Origin of the sequence: Streptomyces sp. DH24 (assembly GCF_029813775.1) — a bacterium.
GTDB lineage: Bacteria > Actinomycetota > Actinomycetes > Streptomycetales > Streptomycetaceae > Streptomyces.
In genome coordinates, this window is the sequence record NZ_JARVKW010000032.1 from 14,117 (window position 1) to 39,807 (window position 25,691).

Annotated in this window: 24 protein-coding genes and 1 riboswitch; of the genes, 16 read left to right on the forward strand and 8 right to left on the reverse strand. The window is 72.3% G+C overall.

The window, feature by feature from the left end; translation table 11 throughout:
• Positions 1-21: 21 nt before the first annotated feature.
• The gene (locus QC282_RS23595; protein ID WP_279551550.1) at positions 22-1,734 is read left to right on the forward strand and encodes an NAD(P)/FAD-dependent oxidoreductase; all 1,713 of its coding nucleotides are present in this window, start codon (positions 22-24) and stop codon (positions 1,732-1,734) included.
• Positions 1,735-1,841: 107 nt separating this feature from the next.
• On the opposite strand, the gene QC282_RS23600 is transcribed toward QC282_RS23595, so the two are convergent.
• Together QC282_RS23600 and QC282_RS23605 are read right to left on the reverse strand one after the other, a co-directional pair.
• Positions 1,842-2,537, reverse strand: coding sequence for a DUF5995 family protein (locus QC282_RS23600; RefSeq protein ID WP_279551551.1), 696 nt, complete (start codon positions 2,535-2,537; stop codon positions 1,842-1,844).
• Positions 2,538-2,656: 119 nt separating this feature from the next.
• Entirely contained in the window at positions 2,657-4,051 is a 1,395-nt protein-coding gene (locus tag QC282_RS23605; RefSeq protein WP_279551553.1) for a uracil-xanthine permease family protein, read from the reverse strand.
• A 150-nt stretch (positions 4,052-4,201) separates the two neighbouring features.
• Here QC282_RS23605 and QC282_RS23610 point away from each other — a divergent pair, with 150 nt between their 5' ends.
• On the forward strand, positions 4,202-4,660 hold the full coding sequence (locus QC282_RS23610; protein WP_279551555.1) for a thioesterase family protein: 459 nt from the start codon (positions 4,202-4,204) through the stop codon (positions 4,658-4,660).
• Here the strand turns inward: QC282_RS23610 and QC282_RS23615 are convergent.
• The gene (locus QC282_RS23615; RefSeq protein WP_279551557.1) at positions 4,620-5,831 is read right to left on the reverse strand and encodes an MFS transporter; all 1,212 of its coding nucleotides are present in this window, start codon (positions 5,829-5,831) and stop codon (positions 4,620-4,622) included. The two genes, QC282_RS23610 and QC282_RS23615, sit on opposite strands and share 41 nt — an antisense overlap.
• A 128-nt stretch (positions 5,832-5,959) precedes the next feature.
• Here QC282_RS23615 and QC282_RS23620 point away from each other — a divergent pair, with 128 nt between their 5' ends.
• The gene (locus QC282_RS23620) at positions 5,960-7,156 is read left to right on the forward strand and encodes an ROK family transcriptional regulator (RefSeq protein WP_279551558.1); all 1,197 of its coding nucleotides are present in this window, start codon (positions 5,960-5,962) and stop codon (positions 7,154-7,156) included.
• Positions 7,157-7,280: 124 nt separating this feature from the next.
• Here QC282_RS23620 and QC282_RS23625 read toward each other — a convergent pair whose 3' ends face one another.
• Positions 7,281-8,036: an SDR family oxidoreductase gene (locus QC282_RS23625; protein WP_279551559.1), complete on the reverse strand. Its 756-nt coding sequence runs from the start codon at positions 8,034-8,036 to the stop codon at positions 7,281-7,283.
• 633 nt (positions 8,037-8,669) lie between these two features.
• A riboswitch (FMN riboswitch) is annotated at positions 8,670-8,800 on the forward strand.
• 145 nt (positions 8,801-8,945) lie between these two features.
• Here QC282_RS23625 and QC282_RS23630 point away from each other — a divergent pair.
• The 9 genes from QC282_RS23630 to QC282_RS23670 all read left to right on the forward strand — a co-directional run bounded on the left by QC282_RS23630 (position 8,946) and on the right by QC282_RS23670 (position 16,361).
• A complete protein-coding gene (locus QC282_RS23630) occupies positions 8,946-9,548 on the forward strand; it encodes a riboflavin synthase (RefSeq protein WP_279551560.1) in 603 nt (200 codons plus the stop codon).
• The gene (locus QC282_RS23635; protein WP_279551561.1) at positions 9,545-10,189 is read left to right on the forward strand and encodes a nicotinamide mononucleotide transporter family protein; all 645 of its coding nucleotides are present in this window, start codon (positions 9,545-9,547) and stop codon (positions 10,187-10,189) included. Before QC282_RS23630 ends, QC282_RS23635 begins: the two co-directional genes overlap by 4 nt.
• Positions 10,186-11,478 carry a bifunctional 3,4-dihydroxy-2-butanone-4-phosphate synthase/GTP cyclohydrolase II gene (locus QC282_RS23640; RefSeq protein ID WP_279551562.1) on the forward strand — a complete coding sequence of 431 codons (1,293 nt, stop codon included), beginning with the start codon at positions 10,186-10,188 and terminating at the stop codon, positions 11,476-11,478. The genes QC282_RS23635 and QC282_RS23640 overlap by 4 nt, the downstream gene beginning before the upstream one ends.
• A gap of 71 nt (positions 11,479-11,549) precedes the next feature.
• A complete protein-coding gene (gene ribH / locus QC282_RS23645; RefSeq protein ID WP_279551563.1) occupies positions 11,550-12,035 on the forward strand; it encodes a 6,7-dimethyl-8-ribityllumazine synthase in 486 nt (161 codons plus the stop codon).
• 34 nt (positions 12,036-12,069) lie between these two features.
• A complete protein-coding gene (locus tag QC282_RS23650) occupies positions 12,070-12,342 on the forward strand; it encodes a phosphoribosyl-ATP diphosphatase (protein WP_004990764.1) in 273 nt (90 codons plus the stop codon).
• Positions 12,343-12,387: 45 nt separating this feature from the next.
• Positions 12,388-13,236 carry an ATP phosphoribosyltransferase gene (hisG, locus tag QC282_RS23655; protein WP_279551564.1) on the forward strand — a complete coding sequence of 283 codons (849 nt, stop codon included), beginning with the start codon at positions 12,388-12,390 and terminating at the stop codon, positions 13,234-13,236.
• Positions 13,237-13,247: 11 nt separating this feature from the next.
• Complete coding sequence (locus QC282_RS23660) at positions 13,248-13,703, forward strand: PH domain-containing protein (protein WP_279551565.1); 456 nt, start codon at positions 13,248-13,250, stop codon at positions 13,701-13,703.
• Positions 13,704-13,980: 277 nt separating this feature from the next.
• Complete coding sequence (locus QC282_RS23665) at positions 13,981-15,327, forward strand: hemolysin family protein (protein ID WP_279551566.1); 1,347 nt, start codon at positions 13,981-13,983, stop codon at positions 15,325-15,327.
• Positions 15,324-16,361, forward strand: a complete 1,038-nt coding sequence (locus QC282_RS23670) for a hemolysin family protein (protein WP_279551567.1) — start codon at positions 15,324-15,326, stop codon at positions 16,359-16,361. Before QC282_RS23665 ends, QC282_RS23670 begins: the two co-directional genes overlap by 4 nt.
• A 34-nt stretch (positions 16,362-16,395) precedes the next feature.
• Here the strand turns inward: QC282_RS23670 and QC282_RS23675 are convergent, their stop codons facing one another.
• Positions 16,396-18,252: an AAA family ATPase gene (locus QC282_RS23675; RefSeq protein ID WP_279551600.1), complete on the reverse strand. Its 1,857-nt coding sequence runs from the start codon at positions 18,250-18,252 to the stop codon at positions 16,396-16,398.
• A 444-nt stretch (positions 18,253-18,696) separates the two neighbouring features.
• Positions 18,697-19,362, reverse strand: coding sequence for a hypothetical protein (locus QC282_RS23680; RefSeq protein WP_279551568.1), 666 nt, complete (start codon positions 19,360-19,362; stop codon positions 18,697-18,699).
• Positions 19,363-19,558: 196 nt separating this feature from the next.
• Here QC282_RS23680 and QC282_RS23685 point away from each other — a divergent pair, with 196 nt between their 5' ends.
• From QC282_RS23685 to QC282_RS23695, 3 genes are all read left to right on the forward strand, one after another.
• Positions 19,559-20,923, forward strand: coding sequence for a peptidase C39 family protein (locus QC282_RS23685; protein ID WP_279551569.1), 1,365 nt, complete (start codon positions 19,559-19,561; stop codon positions 20,921-20,923).
• A 141-nt stretch (positions 20,924-21,064) separates the two neighbouring features.
• Positions 21,065-21,205 (forward strand): SCO1431 family membrane protein, encoded by a 141-nt coding sequence (locus QC282_RS23690; protein ID WP_279551570.1) that lies wholly within the window; start codon positions 21,065-21,067, stop codon positions 21,203-21,205.
• A 156-nt stretch (positions 21,206-21,361) separates the two neighbouring features.
• Complete coding sequence (locus tag QC282_RS23695; RefSeq protein WP_279551571.1) at positions 21,362-22,021, forward strand: helix-turn-helix domain containing protein; 660 nt, start codon at positions 21,362-21,364, stop codon at positions 22,019-22,021.
• A 51-nt stretch (positions 22,022-22,072) separates the two neighbouring features.
• On the opposite strand, the gene QC282_RS23700 is transcribed toward QC282_RS23695, so the two are convergent.
• Positions 22,073-23,314: a glycoside hydrolase family 18 protein gene (locus QC282_RS23700; protein WP_279551572.1), complete on the reverse strand. Its 1,242-nt coding sequence runs from the start codon at positions 23,312-23,314 to the stop codon at positions 22,073-22,075.
• A 381-nt stretch (positions 23,315-23,695) separates the two neighbouring features.
• Between QC282_RS23700 and QC282_RS23705 the strand changes: the two genes are divergently transcribed.
• Positions 23,696-24,868 carry an acyl-CoA dehydrogenase family protein gene (locus QC282_RS23705; protein WP_279551573.1) on the forward strand — a complete coding sequence of 391 codons (1,173 nt, stop codon included), beginning with the start codon at positions 23,696-23,698 and terminating at the stop codon, positions 24,866-24,868.
• Positions 24,869-25,228: 360 nt separating this feature from the next.
• On the opposite strand, the gene QC282_RS23710 is transcribed toward QC282_RS23705, so the two are convergent.
• Positions 25,229-25,666, reverse strand: a complete 438-nt coding sequence (locus QC282_RS23710) for a hypothetical protein (RefSeq protein ID WP_279551574.1) — start codon at positions 25,664-25,666, stop codon at positions 25,229-25,231.
• Positions 25,667-25,691 lie beyond the last annotated feature (25 nt).

The following is a 25,691-nucleotide window of genomic DNA, read 5'->3' on the forward strand; positions in this document are numbered from 1 at the left end:
CGCGCAAGGAGTCCGTACCCCATGACGTCCACGGTGCCCAACGCCGTCGAGCACGCCGACGAGCAGCAGCCGCCGATCACCATGTTCGGCCCGGACTTCCCGTACGCGTACGACGACTTCCTCGCCCACCCGGCGGGCCTCGGCCAGATACCCGCCACCGAGCACGGCACCGAGGTCGCGGTGATCGGCGGCGGCCTGTCCGGCATCGTCGCCGCCTACGAGCTGATGAAGATGGGCCTCAAGCCCGTCGTGTACGAGGCCGACCGGATCGGCGGCCGGCTGCGTACCGTCGGTTTCGAGGGCTGCGACCCGGAACTGACCGCGGAGATGGGCGCGATGCGGTTCCCGCCGTCCTCCACCGCCCTCCAGCACTACATCGACCTCGTCGGCCTGGAGACCCGCCCGTTCCCGAACCCGCTCGCCGAGGCGACGCCCTCGACGGTCGTGGACCTCAAGGGCGAGTCGCACTACGCCAAGACCATCGAGGACCTGCCGCAGGTCTACCGGGACGTCGCCGCCGCCTGGAACAAGTGCCTCGAAGAGGGCGCCGACTTCTCCGACATGAACCGGGCGATGCGCGAGCGGGACGTGCCGCGCATCCGCGAGATCTGGGCCAGGCTCGTCGAGAAGCTCGACAACCAGACCTTCTACGGCTTCCTCTGCGAGTCGGAGGCGTTCAAGTCCTTCCGGCACCGCGAGATCTTCGGCCAGGTCGGCTTCGGCACCGGCGGCTGGGACACCGACTTCCCGAACTCCATCCTGGAGATCCTGCGCGTCGTCTACACCGAGGCCGACGACCACCACCGCGGCATCGTCGGCGGCTCCCAGCAGCTGCCGCTGCGCCTGTGGGAGCGCGAGCCCGAGAAGATCGTGCACTGGCCCTACGGCACCTCGCTGAAGACCCTGCACGTGGACGGCGAGCCGCGCCCGGCCGTGACCCGGCTGCACCGCACCGCCGGCAACCACATCACGGTGACCGACGCGAACGGCGACATCCGCACCTACCGGGCTGCGATCTTCACCGCCCAGTCCTGGATGCTGCTGTCGAAGATCGCCTGCGACGACTCGCTGTTCCCGATCGACCACTGGACGGCGATCGAGCGCACCCACTACATGGAGAGCTCCAAGCTGTTCGTGCCGGTGGACCGGCCGTTCTGGCTGGACAAGGCCGTCGACGACAAGGGCAACCCGACCGGGCGGGACGTCATGTCGATGACGCTCACCGACCGCATGACCCGCGGCACCTACCTGCTGGACGACGGGCCGGACAAGCCCGCCGTCATCTGCCTGTCGTACACCTGGTGCGACGACAGCCTGAAGTGGCTGCCGCTGTCCGCGAACGAGCGGATGGAGGTCATGCTGAAGTCGCTCGGCGAGATCTACCCGAACGTCGACATCAGGAAGCACATCATCGGCAACCCGGTGACCGTGTCCTGGGAGAACGAGCCCTACTTCATGGGCGCGTTCAAGGCCAACCTGCCGGGCCACTACCGCTACCAGCGGCGGCTGTTCACGCACTTCATGCAGGACGCGCTGCCCGAGGACAAGCGGGGCATCTTCCTGGCGGGCGACGACATCTCGTGGACGGCCGGCTGGGCCGAGGGCGCCGTGCAGACCGCGCTGAACGCGGTGTGGGGCGTGATGCACCACTTCGGCGGCACGACCGACGCGTCCAACCCGGGTCCGGGCGACGTGTACGACGAGATCGCGCCCGTGGAGCTCCCGGAGGACTGACCTCCTGGAGGACTGACTTCCGGCCGACCTCCTGGAGGGCCGACGTCCCGGGCGACTGCCGCCGAGGACCGGGGGGCGCGCCCCGAGGGCGACCGGTGGGCGCCCGGTCAGTCCGGCAGCGGGATGAGCATCATGCGGCCCGCGAACCCGACGGCCGCGTCCAGCCGTTCGGTGAACTCCCCGGCGACGTCGGGGAGCCGGCGCAGTGCCCACAGGGCCCGGGCCGCCGCCCAGCTGGCGTCCCGGGCCCGCTCCAGGCTCCAGGAGCCGAGCAGGTGCGTGAGCGGATCGGCGATCTGGAGCAGGTCGGGGCCCGGCATCAGGTCCTCGCGGACGCGTTCCTCCAGCGCGACGAGGAGCTCGCCCACCCGGTCGAACTCGTCCTCCAGGTCGGCCGGTTCGCAGCCGAGCGCGTGGCAGGTGTCCACCAGCGCGAGCGCGAGGTCGTGGCCGATGTGCGCGTTGACGCCCGCCAGCGCGAACTGCAGCGGCCGTACGCCGGGATGGCGGCGGAAGTGGAGCAGGGGCCGCCAGCAGGCGGGCGGGCGGCGGTCCTGGGCAGCGGCGTCGACCGCGTCCAGATAGCGTTCCGCGAACCGCACGCCCAGCGTCGCCGCGGCCCGCGGGTCCCCGAGCGTCCCGGCGTCGATGCGCCGGTCGACGGCCTCCGTGACGGCGAGGTAGACGCGGTTGAAGACGGCGACGCCGTCCCGGGCGGGCAGGGCCGCGTCGAGGGCGTGCATCCGGGAGACGACCGTGTCGACGGAGTCGACGGCAACGGTGAGCTGTTCACTGGGCGCCATGGGGGCAGGGTCGCAGCTTTGGCGCGGCCGCGGTGGCGGCGGGCCGGGCGCTTCCCCGGAACGGGGGAACGCGCCCTCCGCCGGGGAGGGCGCGTCCGGTACGTCCACCCGTCCTGCCCCTACGAACCGGTCCGTTGGGCGTCCTCGGCGTCGTAGGACGAGGTGCCCTCGTCCAGGAGCGGCTCCTGCGTCTTGAGGTGGGCGGGCGCGAAGGCGCGCAGCGCGTGGTAGCCGGTGATGACGACGATCGTGCCGAGCGCGATGCCGCTCAGCGAGAAGGTGTCGGTGAACTCCATCGTGACGTTGCCGACGCCGATGATGATGCCTGCGGCGGCCGGCACCAGGTTGAGCGGGTTGCGCAGGTCGACGCCCGCGTTGATCCAGATCTGCGCGCCGAGCAGGCCGATCATGCCGTACAGGATGACCGTGATGCCGCCGAGCACCCCGCCGGGGATCGCGGCGACGACCGCGCCGAACTTCGGGCACAGGCCGAACAGCAGCGCGAAACCGGCGGCGGTCCAGTAGGCGGCCGTGGAGTAGACGCGGGTCGCGGCCATCACGCCGATGTTCTCGGAGTAGGTGGTGTTGGGCGGGCCGCCCAGCGCGGTGGACAGCATGGAGCCGACGCCGTCGGCGGAGATCGCCGTGCCGAGCCGGTCGTCCAGCTTGTCGCCGGTCATCTCGCCGACGGCCTTGACGTGCCCGGCGTTCTCCGCGACCAGGGCGATGACGACGGGCAGTGCGACGAGGATCGCCGACCACTGGAAGGACGGTCCGTGCAGGTCCGGCAGCCCGATCCAGTCGGCCCCGCCCACGGCGGACAGGTCGAGCCGCCAGTGGTCGGTGACCTTGCCGCTGCCGTCCGCCGAGTGGATCTGCCCGAAGACCTGGCCGAACGCCCAGGAGACGCCGTATCCGAAGATCAGGCCCAGGAAGATCGCGACGCGGGACCAGAAGCCGCGCAGGCAGACCACCGCCAGACCGGTGAACAGCATCACCAGCAGGGCCGTCCACTGGTCCTGCGGCCAGTACGTCGAGGCCGTCACCGGCGCCAGGTTGAAGCCGATCAGCATCACCACCGCGCCCGTGACCACCGGCGGCATCACGGCGTGGATGATCCGCGCCCCGAACCGCTGCACCGCGAGCCCCACCAGGAACAGCGCGACGCCGACCACGAAGACCGCGCCGGTCACCGTGGCGCTCGTGCCGCCCTGAGCGCGGATCACCGCGGCCACGCCGACGAAGGACAGCGAGCAGCCGAGGTAGCTCGGCACCCTGCCGCGCGTCGCCAGCAGGAAGACGACGGTCGCGACGCCCGACATCATGATCGCGAGGTTCGGGTCCAGGCCCATGAGGACCGGCGCCACGAAACTCGCGCCGACCATGGCCACCACGTGCTGGGCGCCGAGCCCCACGGTGCGGGGCCAGGAGAGCCGCTCGTCGGGGCGGACCACCGCTCCGGGCGCCGGTGTGCGTCCGTCGCCGTGCAGTTTCCAGCGGACGCCGAGATCCATGGCAGGTGTCGCTTTCGTCGTACGTGCAGGTCCGGTCCATTGTGAAGGGCGCCGGACGGTGATTCGCACACGCGAGCGCCTGCTTGGCATGGTCGGCGCGCCGTTACCGGTGCATGCACCATCCACCTCGTACGTCCAGGAGTACCGCCCGTGACCGCCGAAGCCCCGACCGCCCCCGCCCTGTCGTACGGACGGCTGGTCCCCGTCACCGTCCACTTCGACGACCTGGACGCGCTGGGACTGCTGCACAACGCCCGCTACCCGCTGATGGTGGAGCGGGCCTGGGCCGAGCTGTGGCAGGAGCACGGCTTCCGCTTCGAGGGCGACTGGGCCGCCGCCGGCGACGCCTGCAACGCGGTGAAGGAACTCCGCGTCAGCTACGAGGCCCCCGTCACCCGGCCCGGCACCTACGCCGTCCACCTGTGGCTGGAGCGGCTCGGCACCACCGGGCTGACCTACGGCTTCCGGTTCTGCTCGGCGGACGGGGCCCTGACCTACGCGCACGGCAGCCGGGTGCTGGTCAGGCTGGACGCCGGGACGCTGCGCCCGGCGCCCTGGAGCGAGGAGTTCAGAGCTGCCGGTCGCGCACTGCTTCGGCCGGCGGACTGATCTTCGGCCGGTCGCGGTCGGCGCCGCGCAGCACGCCCGCGAAGGCGACGAGCCCGCACGCGAGCAGCGTCACCAGCCCGAACGACACGACCAGGCTGGTGGCCTGCGCCAGACCGCCGATCGCGCCGGGTGCGACCAGGCCCGAGGTGTACGTGATGGTGGCGACGCCCGCGATGGCCTGGCTGGGGTTGGGGCCGCTGCGACCGGCCGCGGCGAAGCACAGCGGTACGACCACCGCGATGCCGAGCCCCATCAGCGCGAAGCCGGCCATCGCCACCGCCGGATGCCCCGACACGACGATGAGCAGACCGCCGAGTACGGCGAGCACGCCGCCGACCCGCACCGTGCGCACCGCGCCGAACCGGTCCACGATCTTGTCGCCGGCGATCCGGGCCAGCGCCATGGTGAGCGTGAAGCCGGTGGTGCAGGCCGCCGCCAGACCCGCGGAGGCCTCCAGCTGGTCGCGCAGGTAGACCGCCGACCAGTCCAGGCTGGCGCCCTCCGCGAACACCGCGCAGAACCCGACCGCGCCGATCAGCAGCGCCGACCTCGGCGGCAGCGCGAAGCGCGGCGGGGCGTCCTCGTCCTCGGCGGGCTGGAGGTCGAGCACCCACGCGCACGCGGTCGCGCCGAGCACCGTCAGCACGGCGGCCGCCAGCAGGTGGTGCAGCCGGGCGTCGCTGCCCAGGTGCGCGGCGAGGGTGCCCGCCGCCGAGCCGACCAGGGCGCCCGCGCTCCACATGCCGTGCAGCCCGGACATGATCGACCGGTCGAGCCGGTTCTCGACCTCGACGCCGAGGGCGTTCATCGCCACGTCCGCCATGCCCGCCGTGGCGCCGAACGTGAACAGGGCCAGGCACAGGGTGAGCAGGTTCGGCGCGAGGGACGGCAGGACCAGCGCCAGCGTCCACAGGGCCATCAGGCCGCGCAGCGCGGTGCGGGCGCCGAAGCGGTGGGTGATGCCGCCCGCGAGCGGCATCGCCAGGGACGCGCCGAGCGCGGGGAAGGCGAGCGCCAGACCGAGCTGTCCCGCGCTCACCCCGGCGTGGTCCTGGATCCACGGCACACGTGTGGCGAACGAACCGGTGACGGCGCCGTGCACGGCGAACACGGCGGCCACGGCGTACCGCGCCCGCTTCACCTCGCGCTGCCCGTAGACCACGTCGCTCATTCTCCGGCCCCTCCCAGGTGTACCGCCCCGCATCCGACGCAGTAAATTATCAGGAACCCTGCCTGATAGATAGTGGGTTTCCGGCGGCGCCCGGCCGGCCCGCACCGCAGATCTGGAAGGATCCCGGCATGCCCGCATCCCCGAGCACGGCCCGGGCCATCAACGACCGGCTCGCCCTGCGCCTGCTGCAGCAGGAGGGCCCGTTGACGGCGGGGCAGTTGAAGCAGCTCACCGGCCTGTCCCGGCCGTCCGTCGCCGACCTCGTCGAACGCCTCACGGCCTCCGGCCTGATCGCCGTGGTCGGCGAGACCGGCGAGCAGCGCCGCGGTCCCAACGCCAAGCTGTACGGCATCGTCGCCGACCGGGCCCACCTCGCCGCCCTCGACGTGCGCACCGAGGGCGTCGCCGTGGCCGTCTCCGACCTGCTCGGCCGGGTGCTCGCCGAGGGAGCCCTGCCGATCGACGGCGCCACCGGCACCGAGCCGGCCGTGGAACAGGCGGTCGCCCTGGTCGAACGCGTCGCCAAGGAGGCGGGGGCCGGCCGGCTGCACACCGTCGGCATCGGCGCGCCCGGCCTGATCGACCCGGCCGGTGGCGAACTCCGCGACTCCAACGGCCTGCCCCAGTGGCACCGCCGCCTGGTGGCCGCGCTCCAGGAACGTCTCCCGGAGGCCCGCGTCAGCGTCGAGAACGAGACCAACCTCGCCGCCCTCGCCGAACAGCGCGACGGCGCCGCCCGGGACCGCGACACGTTCGTGCTGCTGTGGCTGGGCATGGGCGTCGGCGCCGCCCTCGTCCTCGACGGCGCGCTGCGCCGGGGCCGGTCCGGCGGCGCGGGCGAGATCGGCTTCCTGCCGGTGCCGGGGACGACCGGGCTGCCGTCGGCCACCGACTGCGGCGGCGGCTTCCACTCGCTGGCCGGCGCGGCGGCGGTCGCGGCACTCGCCGCCGAGCACGGGGTCACGGCCGACGCCGCCCCGCACGAGCCGCACGCCGCGGCGCTGGTCCGGACGGCCGTCGAGCGCGCCGGCGCCGACCCGTCCACCGAGCGCTTCCTCGACACCCTCGCCGACCGGGTCGTCCTCGGCGCCGCCGCCGTGGTGTCCGTCCTGGACCCCGGCTGCGTGGTGCTCGCCGGGGAGGTCGGCCGCGCGGGCGGCGAAGCCCTCGCCGACCGGGTCCGGGCCCGCCTGACCCGGATGTCCCCACTGCCCACGGAGGTACGGCCGAGCACCCTGGGCGGCGGAGCGGTCCTGCGCGGCGCCCTGCTGACGGCCCGGGACCGCGCCCAGGACGACCTTTTCGCTCCGGCCCCGCTGCGGTGAACGCCGCGGCTCGTGCGGGGCCGGGTTCACCGGGTCAGGACGGCCTGTTCGCTCCCAGACCGCTTCGGTGAACGACAGCGCCCCGGACGGGCCCGGGTCCACCAGCGGCGCGGAGCCGTGCCGCTCAGCCGCGCCCCTCGGCACCGAACCGGGCCGCCAGGTACTCCTCGAACGTGCCCTTGCCCACCGCCCGTTCCGGCGCGAGGTGGCCGCCCGCGCGGAAGGCGCGGTACGCCTGTCCGGCCAGAGGGACGTTCACCACGGCCCGGCGCCGCCCGGCCGCCGCGAGATAGGCGCGGGCCCGCGACTCCAGGGACCGCACCTCGGGCCCGCCCATGTCGTCCACCCGCCCCGCCGGTGCGCCCAGGGCCAGCTCGGCGAGCCGCCCGGCGACCTCCGTGACGTCCACGGGCTGGTCCCGCACCCCGGCCGGCAGCACCATGACCGGCGGCTTGGACAGCACGCCGAACAACTGCAGGACGAGGTCGTGGAACTGGGTGGTGCGCAGCACGGTCCAGCCCAGCCCCGACTCCTCGACCAGCTTCTCGACCGCCATCTTGGTCTGGTAGTAGCCGTACGGCACCCGGTCGACGCCGACGATCGAGATGTAGACCAGGTGGCCCACGCCGGCCCGCCGCGCCGCGGCCAGCAGGTGCCCGGCCGCCTCCTCGTCTCCGCCCCGCGGACTGCTGGCGCAGTGCACGACCGTGTCGACGCCCGCCACGGCCGCGTCGAGCCCGCCGCCCCCCTCGCGCAGATCGACGGCGTACGGCGGGGAGTGCCGGCTGAGGACACGCACCTCGTGCCTGTCCGCGCGCAACCGCTCGCCGACGTGCCGCCCGAGGGTTCCGGTGCCACCGGTCACCAGGATCGTCGTCATCGTGTTCAGTCCCTTCGGACGCCGGGGCACTCCCCGGTGGAGCGCCCGTCGCCGGCGTGGACCGAGTAGCCCCCGGCGAATGTGACAACCACCTGCCCGCCGTCCACGCGCGCGCCGGCCCGACGCCGGACGATCTCCGCTTGTCGGGGTCCATCACGGCGTGCCCGCCCGTGCTCAGCCCGTCGCGCTCGTCCATGACGACGAGCCGCTCCCGCCACTCGTACGACGAGCCGCTCCCGCCGCTCGGGCTCCGGGGCGAACCGGCTCTCGTCGACGGCCACCCGCCGCACCCCCGGCGGTACAGCCGGCGGCAGTCCGCCTCCGTCGGGCCGCGCGCGCCGGCGATGGAGGGCCCGGCGGCGGGCAAGGGCCGTCGTCACCGCCGCCGGGCCGGTCGGGTACCGGGGCCCAACCCCTTCGGGGCGGCCCGGATCACGGAAGCTGCGCAGACACTAGAGAGGACTAGACCAGTACGTCAACAGGTATGGACCAATCTCAAGGGCGTGCGTGTGAAGGGGAGTTGGGGCGGGGTTGTACGCGCGGAGAGGGCAGGGTCACCGACTGTGAGGTACCCCACACGACTCACCCGATGGGGTGTGGATCAGGCGTGGCACACTGGGCGTGTACAAAAAGCAGCGCACTCCGGGGTCGGTGAAAGTCCGAACCGGCGGTTACAGTCCGCGACCCGGTCACCTCCAGTGACCGGTTGACCAGGTGAAATTCCTGGACCGACGGTTAAAGTCCGGATGGGAGGCAGTGCGCGGCGGGCGAGCATTCGTGCGCGCCGCCGTACCGGTTCGTCCGCAGGGGCGAGTTCCGTCGGCGTCGCCCCCGGTGTTCTCGTCCGTGGATTCTGTCGTCATCGACAGCCCCGGAGTCCGTGCCCGAAGAGGCAGGAGGACCCGGGAAGTGTTCACCGGAATCGTCGAAGAGCTGGGCGAGGTCACCGCCGTCGAGACACTCGACGACGCCTGTCGCTTCCGTCTGCGCGGCCCCGTCGTCACCGACGGCGCGAAGCACGGCGACTCCATCGCCGTCAACGGCGTCTGCCTCACCGTGGTCGACCACGAGGGCGACGAGTTCACCGCCGACGTGATGGCCGAGACCCTGAACCGCTCCAGCCTCGGCGTCCTCACCGTCGGCTCCCGGGTCAACCTCGAACGCCCCACCGCGGTCGGCGCCCGCCTCGGCGGCCACATCGTGCAGGGCCACGTCGACGGCACCGGCCGGATCCTGGAGCGCAAGCCGTCGGAGCACTGGGAGATCGTGAAGGTCTCCCTGCCCGCCGACCTCGCCCGGTACGTCGTGGAGAAGGGCTCCATCACCGTCGACGGCATCAGCCTCACCGTCGTCGACGCGGGCCCCGACTTCTTCACCGTCAGCCTCATCCCCACCACCCTCGCCCTGACCACGCTCGGCCTGAAGCAGCCCGGCGACCCGGTCAACCTCGAAGTGGACGTCATCGCCAAATACGTCGAGCGACTGCTGGGCGACCGGGGGGTGACCCGGTGAACTGGCTCAACTCCGAGGCCTTCGTCGTCCTCGACCAGCCCATCAAGTGGTCGGACATGATCGGCAACGTCATCGGTCTGATCGCCCTCGCGCTCGGCTGGCGGCGCTCGATCTGGACCTGGCCCGCCCAGTTCGTCTCCGGGCTCATCCTCTTCGCGGCCTTCGCCACCGCCCACCTGTCCGGCAGCGCCGGCAAGCAGATCGTCGTCATGGTGGTCGCCGCCTACGGCTTCACGCAGTGGAACCGCGGCCGGCGGCAGGCCCAGGACGGCTCCGTCGCCGTCCGGTTCGCCACCTGGCGCGAGCGCGGCGTCCTGGCCGGCGCCGCCGCGCTCGGCACGCTCGCGGTCGGCGGCCTGTTCACCCTCTACCCGTCCCTGTCCTGGGACCCCTGGCCGGACGCCTACATCTTCGTCGGCACCGTCGTCGCCATGTACGCCCAGGCACGCGGCATGGTCGAGTTCTGGTTCGCGTGGCTGCTCGTCGACCTGGTCGGCGTGCCGCTCAACTTCGCCAACGGCTTCGCCTTCTCCGGCTTCGTCTACATCGTCTACGGCGCGCTCGTCCTGTGGGGCCTGCGCGACTGGTGGCTGCGCTCCCGCGACGCGGCGCGGCCCGTCCCGGAAGGAGCGCCCGCATGACCGCGGCAACCGTTCTGTACAGCACCGACCCCTTCGAGGATTTCGCGCTCGACCCGGTCGAGCAGGCCATCGCCGACATCGCGGCCGGCCGCCCGGTCGTGGTCGTCGACGACGAGGACCGCGAGAACGAGGGCGACCTCGTCATCGCCGCCGAGAAGGCCACGCCCGAGATCGTCGCGTTCATGATGAGCGAGTGCCGCGGCCTGATCTGCGCCCCCATGGAGGGTGCCGAACTCGACCGGCTCCGCCTTCCGCAGATGGTCGACGACAACACCGAGTCGATGAAGACCGCGTTCACGGTCTCGGTCGACGCCTCCGCCGCCCACGGCGTCACCACCGGCATCTCCGCCGCCGACCGCGCCACCACCCTCCAACTGCTGGCGAGCGGCGCCGCCGAGCCGGACGACCTGGTGCGACCGGGCCACATCTTCCCGCTGCGCGCCCGCTCCGGCGGCGTCCTCGTGCGCGACGGCCACACCGAGGCCGCGGTCGACCTCGCCCGGCTCGCGGGCCTGCGCCCGGCCGGCGCCATCGTCGAGATCGCCGGCGAGGACGGCCGCATGCTCCGGCTGCCCGAACTGGTGCCGTTCGCCCGCAAGCACGGCCTGACGATCATCTCCATCGAGGACCTGATCGCCTACCGCCGCAGCTCCGAACCCACCGTCCGCCGCGAGGCCGAGGTCAACCTGCCCACCGCGCACGGCACCTTCACGGCGTACGGCTACCGCTCCACCGTCGACGGCGTCGAGCACGTCGCCCTCGTGCACGGCGAGATCGGCGACGGCGACGACGTCCTCGTCCGGGTCCACTCCGAATGCCTCACCGGCGACGTGTTCGGCTCCCAGCGCTGCGACTGCGGCCCCCAGCTGGACGCCTCCCTGGCCCGCATACAGTCCGAGGGCCGGGGCGTGGTGGTCTACCTGCGCGGCCACGAGGGCCGCGGCATCGGCCTGATGTCCAAGCTGCGCGCCTACGAACTCCAGGAGCGCGGCCGGGACACCCTCGACGCCAACCTGGAGCTCGGCCTGCCCGCCGACGCCCGCGACTACGGCGCCGGCGCCCAGATCCTCAAGGACCTCGGCGTGCGCGGCGTCCGTCTGATGACCAACAACCCCGACAAGACCGACGCCCTCGTCCGGCACGGCATCGAGGTCACCGGCCGCGAGCCCATGGCGGTGACCGCGGGCGAGCACAACCTCCGCTACCTGCGCACCAAGCGGGACCGGATGGGCCACGACCTGCCCTGGCTGGACACGGCTGCCCCCGTGTCGGCCTGCGGCAACCAGTAACAGCACGCCGGGCGACGGCACCGGCGACAGCACAGCGAAACAGCACACCAGGCACCGAGGAGACGAAGAACGTGAGCGGCAAGGGCGCACCGGAACTGTCCGTACAGAACGTCGGGGACCTCAGGGTCGCCGTCATCGCGGCGCAGTGGCACGACAAGGTGATGGACGGCCTGGTGGACGGCGCCCTGCGCGCCCTGCGCGAACTCGGCATCGACGAGCCGACCCTGCTGCGCGTCCCGGGCAGCTTCGAGCTCCCCGTGGTCGCCAAGGTCCTCGCCGGGCGCGGCTACGACGCGATCGTCGCCCTCGGCGTCGTCATCCGCGGCGGCACCCCCCACTTCGAGTACGTCTGCCAGGGCGTCACGCAGGGCCTCACCCAGGTGTCCGTCGAGACCGGCGTTCCCGTCGGCTTCGGCGTGCTGACCTGCGACACCGAGGAGCAGGCCCTGGACCGCGCCGGTCTGCCCGGCTCGAACGAGGACAAGGGACACGAGGCGGTGACGGCCGCCGTGGCGACCGCTGCCACGCTGCGTTCGGTATCCGAACCCTGGCGCTGAGCCACCTCCAAGAGCGCGTAGGGTTAGCAGCACCATGTCCAAGAAGACGTTCGAGGAGCTCTTCACCGAGCTCCAGCACAAGGCCGCCCACGGCGATCCCGCCACCTCCCGCACCGCGGAACTGGTGGACAAGGGCGTACACGCCATCGGCAAGAAGGTCGTCGAAGAGGCCGCCGAGGTCTGGATGGCCGCCGAGTACGAGGGCAAGGAAGCGGCCGCCGAGGAGATCTCGCAGCTGCTGTACCACGTCCAGGTGATGATGGTCGCCCGCGGGATCTCCCTGGACGACGTCTACGCCCACCTCTGAACCGCACCCGTTCCCACCCCACACCACGCGAAGGAAGCCGACCTCATGCTGCGCATCGCCATCCCCAACAAGGGTTCCCTCTCCGGACCTGCGGGGGAGATGCTGCATGAGGCCGGCTACCAGCAGCGCCGCGAGTCCAAGGAACTGCGCATCGTCGACCCGGAGAACGAGGTCGAGTTCTTCTACCTCCGCCCCCGCGACATCGCGATCTACGTCTCCTCCGGCAAGCTCGACATCGGCATCACCGGCCGCGACCTGCTGATCGACTCCGGCGCCAACGCCGAGGAGATCCTCCCGCTCGGCTTCGCCCGCTCCACGTTCCGCTACGCCACCAAGCCCGGCACCGCGAGCGGCGTCACGGACCTGAACGGCATGACGGTCGCCACCTCCTACGAGGGCATCGTCGCCAAGCACCTCGCCGACAACGGCATCGACGCCTCCGTCGTCCACCTCGACGGCGCCGTGGAGACCGCCATCGAACTGGGCGTCGCCGAGGTCATCGCGGACGTCGTGGAGACCGGCACCTCGCTGCGCAACGCGGGCCTGGAGGTCATCGGCGAGCCGATCATGAAGTCCGAGGCCGTCGTCATCCGCCGCACCGGCTCGGACCCCGACGAGCCCAAGGTGCAGCAGTTCCTGCGCCGCCTCCAGGGCGTCCTGGTGGCCCGGACGTACGTGATGATGGACTACGACTGCCGGGTCGAGCAGCTGGAGAAGGCCGTCGCGCTGACCCCCGGCCTGGAGTCCCCGACCGTGTCCCCGCTGCACAACGAGGGCTGGGTCGCCGTCCGGGCGATGGTCCCCGCCAAGGAGGCGCAGCGGATCATGGACGACCTGTACGAGATCGGCGCCCGCGCCATCCTCACGACGGCCATCCACGCCTGCCGGCTCTGAAGGACGCCCCGATGTCCGATCTGCCCGACCTTCCCGTCACGTTCCGGCCTGCCCGGACCCGAGGGATCATGCTCACCGCGGCCGTCGCGATCTTCGTGGTCGTCACGGCCGTCGGCCTGCTGCTGAAGCCGCTCGGACCGGGGGAGCGCGCCAGCTTCGTCCTGACGGCGGCCCTGCTCGCCGGTGTGATGCTGGTGCTGGCCCGGCCGAAGGTCCTCGCCGAGGAGTCCGGCGTCACCGTCGTCAACCTGACCACCAAGCGGCGCCTGGAGTGGGCGGAGATCGTGTCGGTGAACCTCCGGCCCGGTGACCCGTGGGTGTTCCTGAACCTCAGCGACGGCACCAGCCTGCCCGCGCTCGGCATCCAGCCGGGCATCGCCCGGGAGCGCGCCGTCGCCGACGCGCGGGCGCTCAGGGCGCTCGTCGAAGCCCGGTCCGGCGCCGGTCCCGAGGCCCCGCGGGGCTGACGCGGACCACACCGGCGCCCGCCGGAGGCCCGCCCGGCTCCGATCGGCCTCCGATCGGAGCCGCCCACCCTGCCGCACTTGCCCCTGTCTTGAATATTCTGTCGGCGGAGGCGTGTCGTCGCGCCTCCGCCCCTGTCGCCCCGCCCGGTGCCCAGGGGCTCCAGCTATCCGAGGAGTGACCCTCTCCGGCGATGGACGGATCGTCCTGCAGTACCTGCGCCGCCCCCTGCCGACATAGCGCGGACCCGGTCCGCGCCCACGCGGAGGCGGCGGCATCATGACCATCCCCCTGCTGCTCCTGGCAGCCGCGTTCCTGCTCATCCTCGCCAACGGCTTCTTCGTCGCGGCCGAGTTCGGCCTGGTGACCGTCGAACGCGCCGAGGCCGAACAGGCCGCCGCCGACGGCGACCGACGCGCCCGCCGGGTCGTCGAGTCGCTCAGGGAGCTGTCCTTCCAGCTCTCCGGCACCCAACTCGGCATCACCATCACCTCCCTCGTCGTCGGCATGCTCGCCCAACCGGCGCTGGCCGCCGTGCTCAGCGGCCCCGTCACCGCGGTCGGCGTGCCCGACGGCGCGGTGTCCGGCGTGGCCGTCGTCGTCGGCATGCTGCTGGCCTCGGCCGTGCAGATGGTGATCGGCGAACTCGTGCCCAAGAACTGGGCGGTGTCCCGGCCCATGCAGGTCGCGCGCTTCGTCGCCGGCCCGCAGCACGCCTTCGCGCGCCTGTTCCGCCCGGTGATCGCCGGGCTCAACGCCGTCGCGAACCGGCTCGTACGCGCCCTCGGCTTCGAGCCCGCCGACGAACTGGCCTCCGCCCGCACCCCGGGCGAACTGGTCTCCCTGGCCCGGCACTCCGCCCGGGCCGGCGCCCTGGAACAGGACACGGCCGACCTGTTCGTCCGCACCCTGTCCCTGGGCGAGCTGACCGCGCAGCACGTGATGACCCCGCGTGTGAAGGTCAGCGCCCTGCAGTCGTCGGCGACCGCCGAGGACGTCGTCAACCTCACCCGGGCCACCGGACTGTCCCGCTTCCCCGTGTACCGGGAGAAGATCGACGAGATCGTCGGCATGGTCCACCTCAAGGACGCCCTGGCCGTGCCCGTGGGCGACCGGCTGCGCACCCCCGTGGGCCGCATCGCCCGCCCGGCCCTCCTCGTCCCCGAGACACTGCCCGTACGGCCGCTGCTCACCCGGCTGCGCAGCGAGCAGCCCATCGCGGTCGTCGTGGACGAGTACGGCGGCACCGCCGGCGTCGTCACGCTGGAGGACATCGTCGAGGAGATCGTCGGCGAGGTGCGCGACGAGCACGACGGGCACGACCTGCCCGAACTCGCCGCCGTCCCGCCCGAGGACGGCAGGCCCGCCTGGGACGCCGACGGCGGCTGCCGCGTCGACGTGCTCCGGCGCATCGGCCTCACCGCGCCCGAAGGCCCGTACGAGACGGTCGCCGGCCTGGTCGCCGACCTGCTCGGCCGGATCCCGGCCGTCGGCGACAAGGCCGAACTGCCCGGCTGGCGGCTGTCGGTGCGCCAGGTCGGCCACTACCGCGCCGAGCGGGTACGGATCGTGCGGACGGCTCCCGTCGTGGAGTCGACCGCCCCGGCCGTGGAGGCGGCCCGATGAGTGTGCTGCAACTGCTCTTCGCCGCGCTGCTCGTGCTCGCCAACGGCTTCTTCGTGGGCGCCGAGTTCGCGCTCGTCTCCGTGCGCCGCAGCCAGATCGAACCGCTCGGCACGGCACGGGCCCGCCAGGTCCTGCACGGTCTGGAGCGCCTGCCCCAGATGATGGCCGCCGCCCAGTTCGGCATCACCGTCTGCTCGCTGACCCTCGGCGCGGTCGCCGAGCCGACGGTGGCGCACCTGCTGGAGCCGGTCTTCGCCTGGGTCCACCTGCCGCACGCGATGATCCACCCGCTGGGTTACGTCATCGCCCTCGCCACCGTCGTCTTCTTCCACCTCGTCATCGGCGAGATGGTCCCGAAGAACCTGGCGATGGCGGCGCCGGAGAAGGCCGCGCTGTGGCTCGGCCCCGGCCTGGTCGCCTTCGCCCGCCTGTGCGGGCCGGTCACGGTGGCGCTCGGCGCCTGCGCCCAGGGCGTCCTCAGGCTGTTCCGGGTCGAGCCGAAGGACGAGGTCGAGGCCGTCTTCACGAGCGAGCAGCTCAACCGGCTGGTGGAGGACTCCGGCCAGGCCGGCCTCCTCGACCCGGAGGAGCAGGAACGCCTGGAGGACGCTCTCGAACTGGGCTCCCGACCCGTCACGGACGTCCTGCTCAAGCGCGAGTCACTGGTCACGGTCAGCCCGTCGGTCACGCCCGGCCGGATCGTCGAGCTCACCGCGCGCACCGGGTACTCCCGCTTCCCGATCGCCGCGGACGGCGGCGCCTTCATGGGCTACCTGCACGTGAAGGACGTCCTTGACCTGGAGGACTCCGAGCGCGCGGTGCCCCAGCAGATCTGGCGTCCCATGACCACGCTCAGGCCGGAACTCCCCCTGGACGACGCCCTGACGGTGATGCGCAGGGCGGCCACCCACCTGGCCCAGGTCACGGACGCCTCCGGTCGCGTCCTCGGCCTGGTCGCCCTGGAGGACGTCCTGGAACTGCTGGTGGGCGAGGTCCGCGACCCGGCCCACCGGGAGGCGCTGACGGCGACCTAGTGCGCGGACGGACACCGCTGCTCGGGGCGGCACCTCAGAGGGCCGAGGGGTCCTGCGGTCCCCGCCCCGACAGCACTTCCCCGTACGCCTGCATGAGGTCCGGCAACCGCAGGGTGGCCAGATCCTCCCGGGTCAGCACTCCCGGGTACGCGGACAACCGCAGATCCCGGTAGGCGCAGCTCTTCTCGTACAGCGTCCGCAGGAACCGCCCGTTGCCCAGCTCGTCGATCCAGCCCTGGTCGACGACGTGCCCGGCCAGCGCCCGCAGCTCGTCCAGCGCCTCCGCGTCCCACTCGTCGCCGTTCTCCGCGGCGAGGACCTTGCCGATCTCGGTGAGCTCCGCCGGCCGGTACGAGGGGAAGTCGACGCGCGTCGTGAAGCGGGAGGACAGCCCCGGGTTGGCGGCGAGCAGCCGGTCCATGCCCTCCGGGTACCCGGCGAGGATCACCACGAGATGGTCCCGGTTGTCCTCGGCCCGCTTCAGCAGCACCTGCAACGCCTCGTCCCCGTACGCGTCGCCCTTGCCGTACCCGGAGTTGGACAGTGAGTACGCCTCGTCGACGAAGAGGACCCCGCCGAGCGCGGAGTCGATCAGCTCGTTGGCCTTCACGGCCGTCTGCCCGAGGTACTCGCCGACGAGGTCGGCCCGCTGCGCCTCCACGAGGTGGTCCCCGCCGAGCAGCCCGAGGGCGTAGAAGACCCGGCCCAGGATGCGGGCCACCGTGGTCTTGCCGGTGCCGGACGGGCCGGAGAAGACGAAGTGCCGCTTGGGCGGCTGCACGGGCAGCCCCTGCCCGGCCCGCAGCCTGGCCATGTTCAACTGCGCCGACAGCGCCTTGACCTGGCGCTTGACGGGCTCCAGGCCCACCATGCGCTCCAGCTCGGCGAGCGCCTCCCGCAGCAGCTCCGGGTCGGTGGGTCCCGAGGGCAGCGACTGCGCGGGCGGGCCGGTCTTCTCGCGCACCGCCCGGTCCGGGACCGACGGCAGGGGAGCGGACGGCGGCGGGCCCGGCTTGAGGTCGCGCCCCTCGGTGCCGTACAGCGGGTCGAGGAGGTCCGGGCCGTCCACGATGTCCTGGCCGGCGCCGGTCAGCGTGATCGCCGCGAGGTCGGCGGGGTCGTCGTACCCGTCGCCCTCGGCGATCGCCGCGAGCCGCGCGGAGGTGTCCATGAACGCCGGGTCGACGCGGTGCACCGCCCGGTACAGGGGGAGGGCCGCCGCCGACCGGCCGGTGCCCTCGTGGGCGCGGGCCAGCCAGTAGCGCAGTTCCTTGCGCTGGGGCTGCTCGCTGCGGCAGCGCATCAGGGCCGCCGACAGCAGCGGTTCGGCCTGTCCGTACATCTCCAGGCGCACCCGGGCCATGCCGCCGAACAGGCCCGCCTCGATGCCGAGCAGCGGGTCGTCGAGGAGCGGGTCGGTGTGCCGGACGAGCTGTTCCCAGTCCTTGACGAGGTAGGCGCGGCAGGCGTGCAGGAAGCGGACCTGGGGGTCGGTGTCGACGGGCGGCAGGCCCGCGAGCGCCCGGTCCAGCTCGGGTACGTGCCGGCCGTCCAGCCAGTGCGAGGCGTGCGCGAGCAGCAGGTCCCGGGGGCTCTCCAGGACGGGCTGCACCCACCAGCCCAGCCAGTACCAGGAGTTGAGGGAGCGGCGGTGCCGGGCGCGCTGCTCGCCGAAGCGGTCCCGGTGCCGGTGCATCCGCAGCAGCGCGGTCGTCGTGTCGACGCGCAGCGCGTGCAGCCCGAGCCAGCCGTCCGCCATCGCCGGGTCCAGTCGCACCGCCGTCCGGAACTCCTCCTCGGCCTGCGGATACGCGCCCATGGTGTAGGCGTCCACGCCTCTCAGCCAGGCGAGGTCGGCCGGGCCCTCGGGGCCCTGGGTGCCGAAGTCCATCACGTCCCCCACGAACCGTGCCCCCGTCGGTATGCCGCCGAGCCGTCGCCCGAGGGCCGCCTTTGGTCGAACCACTGTGCTGCGGAACGGAGTTGCAGGTGCCCGAGCAGCCGTCCGGTAGATCGCACCGAGGGCATCGTACCCGCGCGGTGACGCCCTGCCGAAGGGTGCCGCACAGGCCGTTCGGCGAGGTGGGAGCACATGGGGCGCACGCCGGACGGTGACCCAGGGTGAGCGTGCGGGGTCCGTCGGCGTCCGGAAAGGGTGCCTGGAAGGTGATGAGGACAGAACGAAGCCCCCGATCACGGGGGAACAACCGGGGGCTTCGCGTCTGTCGGCGGTCGTCCAGAGACCGCACATTCAGAACGTAAGTCCTGTACGGCCCGCCGGTCAAGCCGAGTTGGGGCACTCGGAGAAGTTCTCCCGACCGGGCTTTTCACAGTTTCACCACATCGGGTGCGGTCCGTCACCGTGAGTGAAGGGCTGGTCGATGGCCGGTGTCCTCACGGGGCCCGGCAGTACCTCGAATCCCCGATTTCGCTGCCGTACCAGAAGGTCCGCGAAGGGCCGGGACGGGTCCTGGGCGAAGTGCCGGCGTTCCGCCTCGACCCACCCGGCCCAGAACTCCCGCTGCTCCTCGCCGTCCCGCTCCCGTCCGCGCCGCCACGCCTCCTCGCGCGGCACCTCCATCCACAGCAGCAGCGCAAGGTGCGGGCGCAGCGCCCGGCGGCCCGCGCCGACGCCCTCCACGAGGACCACCGGCGCCGGCGGCAGCGCGCGGGGCGGACCGAAGTGCCCGGCCCGCCAGTCGTAGGGGGCGTAGTGCGCGCTCTCACCGCGGCCGAGCGGCTCGATCACCTGTTCCCGCAGCCGTCCCGTCCAGTCGAACAGCGCGTCGTGGCTGGCGATGTCGTCGAGATGCAGCACCGGGGCGTCGTCCAGCGCGGCGGCCAACTGCCCGGCGAACGTGGACTTTCCGGAGCCGGCGTGCCCGTCGACGCCGATCAGGCGGACCGGCCCGCAGGACGGCGGGAGGCGGCGGATCGCGGAGGCGAGAGCGTGAATGGCGGATTCCTGGAGGCGGTACGGGTCGGACGAGGGCCCCAGCACTGTAACGGCGGGGGCCGGTGCGGGGCGTGGGCCGGGGCGTGTGCCGCGCGGCAGGTCATGCCACTGGTAGAGGCCAATATTGCTCGGCGTGGCATGGGCCGAAGTGCTGGCCGGACCCGGCGGCGGGCGTCCATAGTTGGCGCACACCCGTCCAACGGACCTGCCCGACTCCATCACACCTGGGGGTCTTCCGCCCATGAGCAGAGCCGAACAGCCGTCCCGCCGCACCGTGCTGACCGTCGCCCTCGCCGCGGCGGTCGCCGCCGGCGCGGGCACCGCGGTCGCCGACACGGGCGGCGCCGACGCCGCCGACCCGGGCGGGGCGCCGGCCCACCCCGTCGACAACCGGGCCTGGACCTCGTACCTCGACTGGCGCGGCGGCACCGCCAAGGGCACGCGTGTCGTCGCCGGCGCCCGCCCCGGCGTCGCCATCGCGAGCCCCGCCGGAACGGTCGACCACACCGACCCGCACACCGGCACCACCGCCGCCTGGGAGTACGCCACCTGGACGTCCCCCGTCCACCGGCTCGCCGTCCCCGCCACCGAGGCCATCGCCTCCTGGAACGCCCACACGCCCGACGGGACCTGGCTCCAGGTCGAGTTGCGGGGCACCTACTCCGACGGCACGGACACGCCCTGGTACGTGATGGGCCGCTGGGCCGCGGGGGACAAGGACATCCGGCGGACCTCGGTCGACGACCAGGGCGACGGCAAGAGCAGCGTGGGGACGGACACCCTCGCCGTGGACGACGCGGCCTCCGGGCTGTGCCTCGTCTCGTACCGGCTGCGGCTCACCCTCTACCGCAGGCCCGGCACGCGGCTGACGCCCACCGTGTGGCGGCTCGGCGCGATGGGCTCCGACGTTCCCGACCGCTTCACCGTCCCGGCCTCCACGCCCGGCGTGGCCCGGGAACTGGCCGTACCGCGCTACTCGCAGGAGATCCACAAGGGCCAGTACCCGGAGTACGACAACGGCGGCGAGGCCTGGTGCAGCCCCACGTCCTCCCAGATGATCATCGAGTACTGGGGCGGCCGTCTCACCCCCGAGCAGCTGTCCTGGGTCGACCCGGCCTTCGCCGACCCGCAGGTGTGCCACGCGGCCCGGTACACCTACGACTACCAGTACGCCGGCTGCGGGAACTGGCCGTTCAACGCCGCCTACGCCGCCACCTTCGACGGCATCCAGGGCGTCGTCACCCGGCTCGGCTCGCTCACCGACGTGGAGACCCTGATCGCGGCGGGCATCCCGGCCATAACGTCCCAGTCGTTCCGCGCGGAGGAGCTGACCGGGGCGGGCTACGGAACCTCCGGGCACCTGATGACCGTGATCGGCTTCACGCCCGACGGCGACGTGATCGCCAACGACCCGGCGTCGCCCAGCAACGAGGCGGTGCGGCGCGTCTACAAGCGGCGCGAGTTCGAGAACATCTGGCTCCGGACGAAGCGGTACAACGCCAGCGGCAAGGTCGTCTCCGGCACGGGCGGCGTCTGCTACCTGTACTTCCCGGCGCGCCCGACCCCGCGCCAGCGCGAGGCGCTCGCGGCGGTGGGCGTGCGCTGATCCCGGCCGCCGCAACAGGGCCCCGGTTTCCCGGGGCCCTGTTCCGTGTGACCAACGTCTCCGCCGCAAAAGCCGCTCACGGTGGCAAGGTGGACAGTCCCTGAGGGGAGTCCACTGCACGCCGAACACCAGCGAGAGACCATGACCGCGAACTCAGCCGCAGCCGTCCGTGTCCGTACCGGCGGCCCCAAGGACGACGGCCCGCAGATCCTGGAGCACGCCATGGGCTGGGTCCTCGTGGTGGTCGTCGCGATGCTCGTCACCCAGCTCGGCCTGCTCTGACCGCGTCCGCCGCGGCGCCGGATCCGACGGGTCCGCCGGCGCGTCCGCCGGGCATGTCCTCTCCGGCGGTACTGTCGAATCCGCGTCGAACAAGCAGGTGACGCCGGTCTGCCATACTGCGGATTTCCCGCCGCCCGTTGGAGACCAGGGTCGAAATTGAACGTCAGCCAGCAAGGCGCCGTGCGCCCCCACCGGGCACGCGGCACCGAACGATCCCTGGCGCGCCGTGCCGAACTCATCGCCATAGGCCGGAAGTTGTTCGCCGACACGTCCTACGACGCGCTCTCGATGGACGACATCGCCCGGCACGCGCATGTCGCCAAAGGGCTGATCTACTACTACTTCCAGTCCAAGCGCGGCTACTACCTGGCGATCATCCAGGACGCGGTCGCCGGCCTGGTGGCCCTCGCCGCGAGCGGCGTCGAACTGCCCGCGACGGACCGGGTGTACCGCACCATCGACAGCTACCTGCGCTACGCCGAGCACAACCAGGCCGCCTACCGCGCGATCGTCAGCGGCGGCGTCGGCTTCGACGCCGAGGTGCACGCCATCCGGGACGGCGTGCGGGAGGCCATCGTCGCCACCATCGCCGAAGGGGCGTACGGCCGCCGGGACATCGCGCCGCCGGCGCGCATGGGGCTGCTCGGCTGGGTGTGCGCCGTCGAGGGCGCCACCCTCGACTGGATCGACCGCCCCGCCCTGCCCCGCGAGACCATGAGCGACCTGCTGGTCAGGATGCTCGGCGGCACCCTGCGCGCCATCGAGGAGCTGGACCCCGCCCACCCGGCTCCGGAGCCCGCCCGCCGTCACGCATGAGGAAGGGGCGGAAACCGTCGGCCTCCGCCCCCAACCGCTCCCCGCTGTCGCCTAGTTGATCGCCCTGATCAGCTCACCGTCCGCGGTGTCGCCGCTCAGCTCCCAGAAGAACGTGCCGCCGAGCCCCTGCTCGTTCTTGTAGGTCATCTTGCCGGCGATCGTGGCCGGGGTGTCATAACTCCACCAGTCGTTCCCGCACTTGGCGTAGGCGGTGCCGCCCACCGTGCCGGTCGCCGGGCACTTGTCCTTGAGCACCTTGTAGTCCTCGATGCCCTGCTCGTAGGAGCCCGCCGCCGGTCCGGTCGCGGTGCCGCCGGGCGCGTCCTGCGTGACGCCGGTCCAGCCGCGGCCGTAGAAGCCGATGCCGAGCAGCAGCTTCTCGGCCGGCACACCCAGGCCCTTGAGCTTGGCGATCGTGGCCGAGGTGTCGTAGTTCTGCTTCGGGATGCCGTCGTACGAGGTCAGCGGCGAGTGCGGGGCGGTCGGCCCGGCCGCCTCCCAGGCGCCGAAGTAGTCGTACGTCATCGGGTTGTACCAGTCGACGTACTGTGCGGCGCCCGCGTAGTCCGCCGCGTCGATCTTGCCGCCGTCGGTGGCGTCGGCGGTGATCGCCGCGGTGACCAGGTAGTCGGGGCCGAACTTGGCGCGCAGCGCCGACATCAGCTTCGGGAAGGAGTCCCGGCCGCTGGTGTCGCAGGTCGCGCCGCAGGCGTTCGGGTACTCCCAGTCGATGTCGATGCCGTCGAAGACGTCGGCCCACTGGGAGTTCTCGACCAGGTCGTAGCAGGACTGGGCGAACGCGGCCGGGTCCTTCGCGGCCTCGGCGAAGCCGCCCGACCAGGTCCAGCCGCCGAAGGACCACAGGACCTTGAGGTCGGGGTGCTGCTTCTTCAGCTTGAGGAGCTGGTTGAAGTTGCCGCGCAGCGGCTGGTCCCAGGTGTCGGCCACGCCGTCGACGGACTCGGCCGCGGTGTACGCCCGGTCGGTCGCCGCGTAGGCGTCGCCCATCGCGCACTTGCCGCCGGTGACGTTGCCGAACGAGTAGTTGATGTGCGTCAGCCTGTCCGCGGAGCCCGACGTCTCGATGTTCTTGACGTAGTACTTGCGGTCGTAGGTGCCCCATTCCGTGAAGTAGCCGACGACCTTGGAACCGGCGGCCGCCTCGGACTTCCCGGCCGTGGGGGTGGCGGTCGCGGAGCCGGCGCCGGCCAGCAGCCCGGCGCCGAGGGCCACGCAGCCGACGGCCGCCAGGAGCCCTCGGAGACGGGGGCGGGGGTGGGGGGAGTTGTGCATCGGGTGTCACCTCGTGGGGGAGAGGGGAACACGCGCCGATTGACATGGACGCGTTGAAGCGATTGCGCAGCGAAACCGTAGGAGGACTAGACCACTCGCGTCAATGGTGCGGACCAAGTCCGTCCGCTTGCCCCCGGCGGATCAGCGGGACCGGGCCTCCCGGGCGATGGCCCCGCGGCGCTGTTGGCGATATCTTGAAGTAAGCGGTCGTTAACTGGTGACTGGCAGTCTGTGATCAGGCATACTCACAGCGCACAGCCGCTGGTCAGCCGCTTCCGAGACCCGGAGGTGGGACCTCGGCCGAGCATCGGAATGACCTGGCGGAGCGGCCCCACCTAAGGCGCATCCGTCGATGTGCCCGACAGGGAGGAGAGCGTCGCCATGCCCGACCGCGCCCCGCAGCCGGTGGACCGGCAACTGCCCACGGACGAGGCCCGGGACCTGATCTCGCTGGTCCGCGACATCGCCCAGCGGGAGATCGCCCCGAAGGTGGCCGAGGAGGAGGACGCCGGCCGCTTCCCGCGCGAGGTCTTCACCCTGCTCTCCGAATCCGGTCTGCTCGGCCTGCCCTACGACTCCGAGTACGGCGGCGGCGACCAGCCGTACGAGGTCTACCTCCAGGTCCTGGAGGAGCTCGCCGCCGCCCGCCTGACCGTCGGCCTCGGCGCCAGCGTCCACACCCTCGCCTCCTACGGCCTGGCGTCCTACGGCACCAAGGAGCAGCAGGTCGAGCATCTGCCCGCGATGCTGGGTGGCGGTCTGCTCGGCGCCTACTGCCTCTCCGAGCCGTCCTCCGGCTCGGACGCGGCCTCCCTGCGCACCAAGGCCGTCCGGGACGGCGACGAGTGGGTGATCACCGGCACCAAGGCCTGGATCACGCACGGCGGCATCGCCGACTTCTACACCGTCATGGCCCGCACCGGCGAGGACGGCCCGCGCGGCATCACGGCGTTCCTGGTGCCGGGCGACGCGGAGGGCCTGAGCGCCGCCGCGCCGGAGAAGAAGATGGGCATGAAGGGCTCGCCCACCGCGCAGGTCCACTTCGACGGCGTGCGCGTGTCCGACGACCGGCGCCTCGGCGAAGAGGGCCAGGGCTTCGCGATCGCCCTGTCCGCGCTGGACTCCGGCCGGCTCGGCATCGCGGCCTGCGCGATCGGCGTGGCCCAGGCGGCCCTCGACGAGGCCGTCACGTACGCCACCGAGCGCCGGCAGTTCAACCGGCCCATCGCCGACTTCCAGGGCCTGCGCTTCATGCTCGCCGACATGGCGACCCGGATCGAGGCGGGCCGCGCCCTGTACCTGGCGGCTGCGCGGCTGCGCGACGCCGGGCGGCCCTTCTCGAAGCAGGCGGCCATGGCCAAGCTGCACTGCACCGACACGGCCATGCAGGTCACCACGGACGCCGTGCAGATCCTCGGCGGCTACGGCTACACCGCCGACTTCCCGGCCGAGCGCTACATGCGCGAGGCCAAGGTGCTCCAGATCGTGGAGGGCACCAACCAGATCCAGCGGATGGTCATCGCCCGTCACCTCGTGGGTCCGGAGACCCGTTGAACTGAGCGAGGCCGCGCAGGGGCGCCGCGAGCCGCACCCACTCCGGGTCGTGGTGCCCCGGCAGGGTGCGGCCGCGGTCGGCCCACGTGCGCATCATGTCGCGGTAGATGGGCGGGTCCGGAATCTGCGGAGGGCTGAGCGGAACCGATCCTGCGGGCGGCGGGACGAACACGCGGCGCGGACGCCCGGCTGCCGAATGCGTGTGGGTCATACCTGGGCAACGCGATCCCGGGCGGGCAGGTCACCGGCCGGTGGTATCGAGTGTGAGTTCACCGCCGCCCGGGATGTGGTGACGACGCGCCACTCAGGGTTGACGCGCCGTCAATTCCTCGCCGGACCCAGCGGCTTGGGCCGCTCGCCTCAGGCGGCGTGGCGGCGCATCGTCGGCACGCGCATCGGGCGCGAGCCCGGGCCGCCGACGTGCGAGAACGGCTGCTTGCGCCAGTCGAGCCCCTGCGGGAGCGTCAACAGCAGGGCGGTGTCCTGCTCCTGGGGCTCGACGGACTCGTCCGCGGGGCGGGCCTCGGTGGCGCGCCGGCCCGTACCGGCGCAGACCGTGAGGCCGAACGGGTTCCACGGCGTGGCGCACAGCGCGTGCTCCGGCAGGACCTCCTCGTCCGCCAGCAGCGCGATGGGCTGCGCGCAGTCCGGGCAGATCACCCGGTACATCTCGAAGGTGTCGTACGTGTCGGGTTCCTCGTCGTCGAAGGCGTCGGGTTCGACACCCTCCGGCTCGGGTTCGACGACGGGCTGCCGGCGCGTGGGCGCGATACGACCAGGGCGCTTAAGACTCTGCATGGGATTCTCCCCCTCGGGCTGGGCC